This window comes from Streptomyces triticisoli, assembly GCF_003270085.1.
Taxonomy (GTDB): Bacteria; Actinomycetota; Actinomycetes; order Streptomycetales; family Streptomycetaceae; genus Streptomyces; species Streptomyces triticisoli.
Genome location: NZ_QFDQ01000230.1, coordinates 1 through 9743, shown reverse-complemented (window position 1 = coordinate 9743; position 9743 = coordinate 1). Strand labels below are relative to the sequence as shown.

At 71.5% G+C, this 9743-nt stretch carries 8 protein-coding genes; 7 read left to right on the top strand and 1 reads right to left on the bottom strand.

What is annotated here, in order from left to right:
* The 5 genes from DEP02_RS28065 to holA form a co-directional block, all read left to right on the top strand.
* Positions 1-226 (top strand): ComEA family DNA-binding protein (locus DEP02_RS28065; protein ID WP_198668625.1); only part of this gene is annotated, 226 nt, incomplete at its 5' end.
* Entirely contained in the window at positions 223-2748 is a 2526-nt protein-coding gene (locus DEP02_RS28060) for a ComEC/Rec2 family competence protein (protein ID WP_112470480.1), read from the top strand. The genes DEP02_RS28065 and DEP02_RS28060, both read left to right, overlap by 4 nt.
* Positions 2749-2752: 4 nt before the next feature.
* Entirely contained in the window at positions 2753-3553 is an 801-nt protein-coding gene (locus tag DEP02_RS28055; RefSeq protein WP_112470479.1) for an arylamine N-acetyltransferase family protein, read from the top strand.
* A gap of 45 nt (positions 3554-3598) precedes the next feature.
* On the top strand, positions 3599-3844 hold the full coding sequence (locus tag DEP02_RS28050) for a hypothetical protein (protein ID WP_112470483.1): 246 nt from the start codon (positions 3599-3601) through the stop codon (positions 3842-3844).
* Between the two features lie 52 nt (positions 3845-3896).
* A complete protein-coding gene (holA, locus tag DEP02_RS28045; protein ID WP_198668624.1) occupies positions 3897-4886 on the top strand; it encodes a DNA polymerase III subunit delta in 990 nt (329 codons plus the stop codon).
* A 259-nt stretch (positions 4887-5145) separates the two neighbouring features.
* Here the strand turns inward: holA and rpsT are convergent, their stop codons facing one another.
* Entirely contained in the window at positions 5146-5412 is a 267-nt protein-coding gene (rpsT, locus tag DEP02_RS28040) for a 30S ribosomal protein S20 (protein WP_112470478.1), read from the bottom strand.
* Positions 5413-5633: 221 nt separating this feature from the next.
* Between rpsT and lepA the strand changes: the two genes are divergently transcribed.
* Positions 5634-7502 (top strand): translation elongation factor 4, encoded by a 1869-nt coding sequence (gene lepA / locus DEP02_RS28035; protein WP_112470477.1) that lies wholly within the window; start codon positions 5634-5636, stop codon positions 7500-7502.
* 311 nt (positions 7503-7813) lie between these two features.
* Positions 7814-9688 (top strand): AMP-dependent synthetase/ligase, encoded by a 1875-nt coding sequence (locus DEP02_RS28030; RefSeq protein ID WP_112470481.1) that lies wholly within the window; start codon positions 7814-7816, stop codon positions 9686-9688.
* Positions 9689-9743 lie beyond the last annotated feature (55 nt).

Here is a 9743-nt window from a genome sequence, read left to right as displayed (position 1 = left end):
GTCCGCGAACACCATGAACCAGGCGTTCCGCGACTCCTTCGCCGCCGTCGTCGACCGGCTGGAGGCCGAGAAGGACACCATCCCCGGCGTCGGCCCCGTGCTGGCCCGCCGCATCATCGACTACCGCACGCAGCACGGCGGCTTCCGTTCGGTGGACCAGTTGCGTGAGGTCAGCGGCATCGGCGAGCGCCGCTTCGCCGACCTGCGAAGCCTGGTCGGCCCATGAGCCGGAACTCCGACGACCCGAGCGGCCCCACGGTTCTCGACCGCCCCGCCCGCCCGGCAGTGCACGCCGCCTCCGGCAAACGGCTCGGAGCCGCCCACCCGCGACAGGAAGGACCGACAGACCTCCGGCTCGTCCCGCCCGCGCTCGTGGCCTGGGGGACGGCCGCACTCGCGCTGGACGTCCCCACGGGCTGGGTGACCGGCTTCGTGATCACCTGCCTCGCCGCAGCCGTCGTACTCCTGCCCGGCCGACGACATCCAGGACGCGCACGGACGACCGCTCTTCCCGCCGGGCGGACCTGGGCACGTGCTTCCGCCGCCGCCGTACTGCTCGCCGCCGCCGCGTCCGCCGTCTCCGCAGGGCTGCACGGCGCGGACGTACGGCGCGGGCCGGTGCCCGCCCTGGCGCGGCAGTACGCCACGGTGACCGCAGAAGTGGAGCTGACGTCAGACCCCCGGCTCACCCGCCCCCGGATCCGCGGCGACCACGTGGCGCCGACCTCCGTGCTGATCGAGGCCGAGGTGCGGCGCGTCGAACGGCCGGGCGGAGCGACAGCGGCCGTGGTGACCCGGGCTCCGGTGCTGATCCTCGTCAACACCGGCTCACAGAAGCCGGCCCGCACCGGGAGCCCGTCAGCAGGAGCGCGACATCCGTCGGCCGACCCGACGCGGCGCTCGCCCTGGCTCGGCCTGCTGCCGTCCACGCGGCTGAGAGTGACCGCGCGGCTGACACCCCCGCTGACGGGCGGCGACCGGATCGCGGCAGTGCTACGGATACGGGACCGGGCGGCGCCCGAGATGGTGGCGGAGCCGTCCGGACCGCAGCGGTTGGCCGGCCGGCTGCGGGCGGGGCTGCGGGAGGCGACCGACGGTCTGCCGGCGGACGCGCGGGCACTGCTGCCGGGCCTGGTCGTCGGGGACACCTCGCGGATCACTCCCGAACTGGACGAAGCCTTCAAGGCGACGGACCTCACGCACCTCCTGGCCGTCTCCGGGAGCAACCTCACGATCCTCCTTGTCCTGCTCGTCGGCCCGCCCGGCCTGGCCCAGCGGGCCGAGCGCCGTGGCCTCGCACCGCGCCTCGGCCTCACGCTGCGCAGCACCGCACTGCTCGGTGCGGTGCTCACCATGGGTTTCGTCCTCGTGTGCAGACCCGACCCGAGCGTGCTGCGGGCCGCGGCCTGCGGAGCCGTGGCGCTGCTCGCCCTCGCGACCGGACGCCGCAGATCGCTGCTGCCCGCCCTGGCCACGGCCGTACTGCTGCTGGTGCTCTACGACCCGTGGCTGTCCCGCAGTTACGGCTTCCTGCTGTCGGTACTGGCCACCGGTGCCCTGCTCACCCTCGCGCCCCGCTGGAGCGCGGCGCTGCAACGGCGCCGGGTGCCCGCCCGCCTGGCCGAGGCACTGGCCGCGGCGGCCGCCGCGCAGGCGCTGTGCGCGCCGGTCGTGGCCGTGCTGTCGGCCAGGGTGAGCCTGGTCGCGGTGCCGTGCAACCTGCTCGCGGAGGTCGCGGTCGCGCCCGCCACGGTGCTGGGCTTCGCCGCGCTGGCGACGGCACCGGTCGCCATACCGGTGGCGAAGGCACTTGCCTGGTGCGCGAGTTGGCCGACCGGATGGCTCGCGAAGGTGGCCCGGACGGGAGCGGCCCAGCCCGGCGGGGGAGTGGACTGGCCGGGCGGCTGGACCGGGGCGCTGCTGCTGGGCCTGGTCACGGTGGCGGTCGTGTTCGCGGGCCGGTGGATCCTCGGACGCCCCTGGCTCTGCGGTGTCTGCGGGGCGCTGCTTCTCCTCGTCGTCGTACAGCCCCCGCCGCTGGCCAGGGTGATCACCGGCTGGCCGCCGCCGGGCTGGCGGTTCGCGATGTGCGACGTGGGGCAGGGCGACGCGACGGTGCTCGCGGCGGGCCGGGGCGCCGGTGTGGTCGTGGACGCCGGGCCCGACGCGACGCTGGTGGACCGTTGTCTGCGCGCGCTCGGCATCACCAGGGTCCCGCTGGTCGTGCTGACCCACTTCCACGCCGACCACGTGGCCGGCCTGCGCGGCGTACTGCGGGGGCGCTCGGTGGGCGCGATCCAGACGACCGGGCACGAAGAACCGGCGCAGCAGGCCGAGTTCGTGCGGAGGGAGGCGGCCGGCCGCGGCATTCCGCTCACTCACGCCGTCGCCGGGGAGGAGCGCGGCACCGGTGACCTGACCTGGCAGGTGCTGTGGCCACCACCGCCCCCGGCACCCGACCCGGACGGCCCCAACGACGCCAGCGTGACGCTGCTCGTCCGCTCCGGCGGGCTGCGGCTGCTGCTTCTCGGCGATCTCGAACCCCCGGCCCAGCAGCGGCTGTTGCACTCTCCGGCGATCCCGCGCCTGGCCCTGATCTCCTGCGGCGCGGACAACCCGTACGGGCACCCGGCCCCCGCCACCGTCGCCGCACTGCGAGCGGAGGGCGCGATGGTGCTGAGCACGGACCGGGACGGAGCGCTCGCGGTGACCGGGGCGGGTGAGGGGATGCGGGTGGCGCGAGACTGAGGGCATGAATCCCGCACAGGTCGACGCCTATCTCCGCCGCATCGGGGCCGAGCACCCGACCTTGCCCACCACCGCCGCCCTGCGGGAACTGCAGCTGCGGCACCTGCGGACCGTGCCTTTCGAGAACCTGTCGATCCACGTGGGGGAGGAGATCGTGCTGGAGGAGAAGCGGCTGGTGGACAAGGTGGTGGGAGCGTGGCGGGGCGGGTTCTGCTATGAGCTGAACGGGACGTTCGGGGCGCTGCTGGACGCGCTGGGGTTCGACGTCGCGCTGCTCGCGGCGCGGGTGTACGGGGAGGAGGGGCGGCTGGGCATCCCGTACGGCCATCTCGCGCTGCGGGTGCGGACGGTGGACGGGGGCGACTGGCTGACCGATGTGGGCTTCGGGGCGCTGAGCCACTTTCCGCTGGCGTTCGGGGAGCGGGGCGAACAGGTCGAGCCGGGCGGCACGTTCCGGATCGTCGAGGCGGAGGCCGGCGATCTGGACGTCGTCCGGGACGGGAAGCTCCAGTACCGGCTGGAGGTACGGCCCCGGGCGCTCGGCGACTTCCGGGCCGGGGCCTGGTGGCACTACACCTCGCCCTCCTCGCACTTCACGCAGTCGCTGGTGTGCTCGCGGCTGACGGAGGACGGCGGGCGGATCACCCTCAGCGGCCGCACGCTGACCACGACGGCGACGGACGGGACGCGCGAGGTGCGGGACCTGACCTCGGACGCGGAGGTGCTCGCGGTGTACCGGGAGCGGTTCGGGATCGAGCTCGCCTCGGTCCCGGTCGTGCGGGACCCCGACGGAAGGAGCGGCTGAGGAGCGGCTGAGGGAGGGTCGGCCCGGGTGCCGGAGAATGTCCGGGTGAGTGATGTGAGACATGTGCTGGTGCTGCCCGACCGCGACGCCGCGGAGGAGGTGGCTCAGGTGCTCGGGGAGCGGTTCGCGGTCGACGAGGAGCCGAGGATCGTCCGCGACGCGCTGGCCGGGGAGGACGACGCCGAGGACGCGCAGTGGCTCGTCGTCCTGCGGGACGAGGAGGAGCGGCTCGACCCGGGAGAGCTGGACGCGTTCGCGGGGGAGTGGGAGGGCTGGCGGGAGGAGCCGTAGGCACGCTCGGAGCGCCACGGCGTTGTCAGTGGCCCGTGGGATGCTTGTCGCGATGGCCAGGAAGACTGCTGACGACGACCCCCTCGCCCCGGTGACGCTCGCCGTGGGCCAGGAAGACCTCCTGCTCGACCGTGCCGTGCAGGAGGTGGTGGCCGCCGCGAAGGCCGCCGACGCCGACACGGACGTACGCGACCTCGCCCCGGACCAGTTGCAGCCCGGCACGCTCGCCGAGCTGACCAGTCCGTCGCTCTTCGCGGAGCGCAAGGTCGTGGTCGTGCGCAACGCGCAGGACCTGTCGGCCGACACGGTCAAGGACGTCAAGGCCTACCTCGGCGCCCCCGCCGAGGAGATCACGCTCGTGCTGCTGCACGCGGGCGGCGCCAAGGGCAAGGGGCTGCTCGATGCCGCGCGCAAGGCAGGGGCGCGGGAGGTGGCCTGCCCGAAGATGACCAAGCCCGCCGACCGGCTGGCGTTCGTCCGGGGTGAGTTCCGCGGGCTCGGGCGCTCGGCCACGCCGGAAGCGTGCCAGGTGCTGGTCGACGCGATCGGCAGCGACCTGCGGGAGCTGGCCTCGGCGGCGGCGCAGCTGGTCGCCGACGTCGAGGGCACGATCGACGAGGCCGTCGTCGGCCGCTACTACACCGGGCGGGCCGAGGCCTCCAGCTTCACGGTCGCCGACCGGGCCGTCGAGGGGCGGGCGGCGGAGGCCCTGGAGGCACTGCGCTGGTCGCTCGCGACCGGTGTGGCCCCGGTGATGATCACCAGCGCGCTCGCCCAGGGCGTGCGGGCGATCGGAAAGCTGTCCTCCGCGCGCGGTGGCCGTCCGGCCGACCTCGCGCGGGAACTCGGCATGCCGCCGTGGAAGATCGACCGCGTCCGCCAGCAGATGCGCGGCTGGACCCCGGACGGGGTGGCCATCGCCCTCCGTGCCGTGGCCGAGGCCGACGCCGGTGTGAAGGGCGGCGGCGACGACCCCGAGTACGCCCTGGAGAAGGCGGTGGTGGCCATCGCCCGCGCGGCCCGCTCCCGCGGCCGGGCATAGCCAGGAAGGCCCGCACGGGCACCTTCAGGTACCTGCAGGCACGCACAGGCACTTACATGCCGAAGACCCCGGTGCCTCCCCTGGGGAAGGGGAACGGCTCCGGGGTCTTCGGTTCACGCTGCTGGATCCGCGCCCGCGTGGCGAACGCAGGCCGCGCGCGGATCCGGGGGTGCCGGTCGGGGGCGGATGAGAGAGGGCCCGCCCTGGGTCCTTCCGGCCACGTCGGATCCCTGAGGATCCGGTCAGATCAAGGAAGTGTTCAGCCCTTGAGGGACGCGACCTTGGTGGCCAGCGCCGACTTCTTGTTGGCGGCCTGGTTCTTGTGGATGACACCCTTCGAGGCGGCCTTGTCGAGCTGACGCGCGGCAACGCGCTGCAGCTCGGTGGCCTTCTCGACGTCACCCGCGGCAACGGCCTCGCGGGTCTTGCGGATCGCGGTCTTCAGAGAGGACTTGACGGCCTTGTTGCGCAGCCGGGCCTTCTCGTTGGTCTTGTTCCGCTTGATCTGGGACTTGATGTTCGCCACGAATGAGCCTTTTCAGGTTCTGGCACGGGGCCGCACGGGTCCCGTACCGGTGATTTCTTGGGATGTGCCTCGCGCGGAGAGGGCATGAGACACAGCCTCCCACGCTACCAGTGGCCCACCGGACGGCCCAAACCGGTCACCGGTCCTCCACCCGTGGGACCATGGAAGCTACGTATCGATCCGACCCGAGGCATAAGGCGCCTCAAGAAACAGGACCCTGCGTGCCCGCGACCACTGACCACGTGCCCGAGCCGAGCCGTACCGACCCGGCTCTGATCCGCAATTTCTGCATCATCGCGCACATCGACCACGGCAAGTCCACGCTCGCCGACCGGATGCTCCAGCTGACCGGCGTGGTCGAGCAGCGGCAGATGCGTGCCCAGTACCTCGACCGCATGGACATCGAGCGCGAGCGCGGTATCACGATCAAGTCCCAGGCGGTGCGTCTGCCGTGGGCCCCCACCCACGACCCCGGCAACACGCACATCCTCAACATGATCGACACCCCGGGTCACGTCGACTTCACCTACGAGGTGTCGCGGTCGCTCGCCGCCTGTGAGGGGACCGTCCTCCTCGTCGACGCGGCCCAGGGAATCGAGGCCCAGACCCTCGCCAACCTCTACCTGGCGATGGAGAACGACCTCACGATCATCCCGGTGCTCAACAAGATCGACCTGCCGGCCGCACAGCCGGAGAAGTTCGCCGAGGAGCTGGCCAACCTGGTCGGCTGCGACCCCGACGACGTGCTGAGGGTCTCCGCGAAGACCGGCCTCGGCGTCGAGGCGCTGCTCGACCGGGCGGTTCAGGAGATCCCGGCCCCGGTCGGTGTCGCCGACGCCCCCGCCCGCGCGATGATCTTCGACTCGGTCTACGACTCCTACCGCGGCGTCGTGACGTACGTCCGTGTCGTCGACGGTCAGCTCGGCAAGCGCGAGCGGATCCGGATGATGTCCACCGGCGCCACCCACGAGCTGCTGGAGATCGGCACCAACTCGCCCGAGATGCTCGGCGCCGACGGCCTCGGCGTCGGTGAGGTGGGCTACCTCATCACCGGTGTGAAGGACGTCCGCCAGTCCAAGGTCGGTGACACCGTCACCGTCCAGTCCAAGGGCGCCGAGGAGCCGCTGGCCGGCTACAAGGAGCCCAAGCCGATGGTCTTCTCCGGCCTGTACCCCCTGGACGGCTCCGACTACCCCGAGCTGCGCGAGGCGCTGGACAAGCTGCAGCTCAACGACGCCGCCCTGGTCTACGAGCCGGAGACCTCCGCCGCCCTCGGCTTCGGCTTCCGAGTCGGCTTCCTCGGCCTGCTCCACCTGGACGTGATCCGTGAGCGGCTCGAGCGCGAGTTCGGCCTGGACCTGATCGCCACCGCCCCCAACGTGGTCTACCGCGTGATCATGGAGGACGGCACCGAGCACACGGTCACCAACCCCAGCGAGTTCCCCGAGGGGAAGCTCGCGGAGGTGTACGAGCCGATGGTGCGGGCCACGATCCTCGCGCCCACCGAGTTCATCGGCGCGATCATGGAGCTGTGCCAGACCCGCCGCGGCACCCTCCTCGGCATGGACTACCTCTCCGAGGACCGCGTCGAGATCCGCTACACCCTCCCGCTCGCCGAGATCGTCTTCGACTTCTTCGACCAGCTGAAGTCCAAGACCCGCGGGTACGCCTCGCTCGACTACGAGCCCACGGGTGAGCAGAGCAGCACCCTGGTCAAGGTCGACATCCTGCTGCACGGCGACAAGGTGGACGCCTTCTCGGTGATCACCCACAAGGACCAGGCGTACGCGTACGGCGTCCGGCTCGTCAGCAAGCTCAGGGAGCTCATCCCGCGGCAGAACTTCGAGGTGCCCGTCCAGGCCGCCATCGGCTCCCGCGTGATCGCCCGCGAGACCATCCGCGCCATCCGCAAGGACGTCCTCGCCAAGTGCTACGGCGGTGACATCTCCCGCAAGCGGAAGCTGCTGGAGAAGCAGAAGGAGGGCAAGAAGCGCATGAAGATGGTGGGTGCCGTGGAGGTTCCGCAGGAGGCCTTCATCGCGGTGCTCTCCAGCGATGACAGCGCGGGATCGGCCAAGGGCAAGAAGTAAGCGCGCGTCGGCCGTCACCACCCCGGCAAACCGGGTGGAACCGGGCCCGTCGTACCCAAGTGCGGCGGGCTCCACGCGTGTGCGTGGTGGCGCTCTGTGGAAAACGACAGGCCACAGCCCCTTACGCGGTGGCCGGGAGCCCTTTACGCTGATGCCTGCCCGATAGTTACTCGTGAGTTAAACAGCAGTTCGAAGTCAAACAGCAGCCTGATCCACCCCCCCCCGTTCTGAACCAGCCCTGAACCACCCCCCCGTGAGTCAACCCAGCCGCACCTGAGCCAGCCGCGATGTCGCGGGCCCCGGAGGATGTCGTGAGCGACGCACAGACCCTGATCGAGAACCGTCCGCCGTCCGTGGCGGCCCTCTTCCTGGAGCGCGTGGCGGCCACACCGGACGCCGAGGCCTACCGCTACCCCGTCCCCTCTTCCTCCGGCCAAGGGCCGGAGGACTGGAAGTCGCTGAGCTGGGCGCAGTCCGCCGAGCGGGTCTACGCGATCGCGGCCGGTCTCATCGAACTGGGCGTGCAGCCCGAGGAGCGGATCGCGCTCGCCTCCGCCACCCGCGTGGAGTGGCTGCTCGCCGACCTCGGCATCATGTGCGCGGGCGCCGCCACGACCACCGTCTACCCGCAGACCAACGCCGACGAGTCCGCGTTCATCCTCTCCGACTCCGGCAGCAGGGTCCTCATCGCGGAGGACGCCGGCCAGCTGGCCAAGGCGCTGGAGAAGCGCGCCGAACTGCCCGAGCTGCACCACGTCGTGGTCATCGACCCGACCGGCGTCGAGACGAGCGACTGGGTGCTCACCCTCGCCGAGCTGGAGAGCCGCGGCGCCGCCCACCTGGAGAAGCACCCCTCGCTGATCAAGGAGCGGGTCGGCGCGATCACCAAGGACCAGCTCGCCACCCTCATCTACACCTCCGGCACCACCGGCCGCCCCAAGGGCGTGCGGCTGCCGCACGACAACTGGTCGTACATGGCCAAGGCCATCGCCTCCACCGGCCTGGTCGGCGCCGACGACGTGCAGTACCTGTGGCTGCCGCTCGCCCACGTCTTCGGCAAGGTCCTCACCTCCGGCCAGATCGAGGTCGGCCACGTCACCGCCGTCGACGGCCGCGTCGACAAGATCATCGAGAATCTGCCGGTCGTCCAGCCCACCTACATGGCGGCCGTCCCGCGCATCTTCGAGAAGGTCTACAACGGCGTCGCCGCCAAGGCCCGCGCCGGCGGCGGGGCCAAGTACAAGATCTTCCAGTGGGCCGCCGAGGTGGCCCGCGAGTACGCCAAGGTCACCCAGGACAACTTCAAGCGCACCGGCACCCGCTCCGCGCCCTTCGGCCTGACCGCCAAGCACAAGGTCGCCGACACGCTCGTCTACGCCAAGATCCGCGAGGCCTTCGGCGGCAGACTGCGCGCCTGCGTCTCGGGCAGCGCCGCCCTCGCCCCGGAGATCGGCTACTTCTTCGCCGGCGCCGGCATCCACATCCTGGAGGGCTACGGCCTCACCGAGTCCTCCGCCGCCTCCTTCGTCAACCCCGGCGAGGCCTACCGCACCGGCACCGTCGGCAAGCCGCTGCCCGGCACCGAGGTCCGCATCGCCGACGACGGCGAGATCCTGCTGCGCGGCCCCGGCATCATGGAGGGCTACCACGAGCTGCCCGAGAAGACCGCCGAGGTCCTGGAGTCCGACGGCTGGCTGCACACCGGCGACATCGGCGAGCTCTCCCCGGACGGCTATCTGCGCATCACCGACCGCAAGAAGGACCTCATCAAGACCTCCAGCGGCAAGTACATCGCGCCCGCCGAGGTCGAGGGCCAGTTCAAGGCGGTGTGCCCGTACGTCTCCAACATCCTCGTGCACGGCGCCGACCGGAACTTCTGCACCGCCCTCATCGCCCTCGACGAGGCCGCCATCCTGGAATGGGCCAAGGAGAACGGCCTGGAGGGCAAGTCCTACGCCGAGGTCGTCGCCGCGCCGCGGACGGTCGAGATGGTCGACGGCTACGTCCAGCGGCTCAACGAGGGCCTGCAGCGCTGGCAGACCATCAAGAAGTTCCGCCTGCTGCCGCGCGACCTCGACATCGAGCACGGCGAGATCACCCCGAGCCTGAAGCTGAAGCGGCCCGTGGTGGAGCGCGAGTACAAGCACCTGATCGACGAGATGTACACGGGAGCGCGCGAGGCGTAACCGCTGTACCGGACGCAGCCGGGCCCCGCACCCCTCGGAGGCGCGGGGCCCGGCT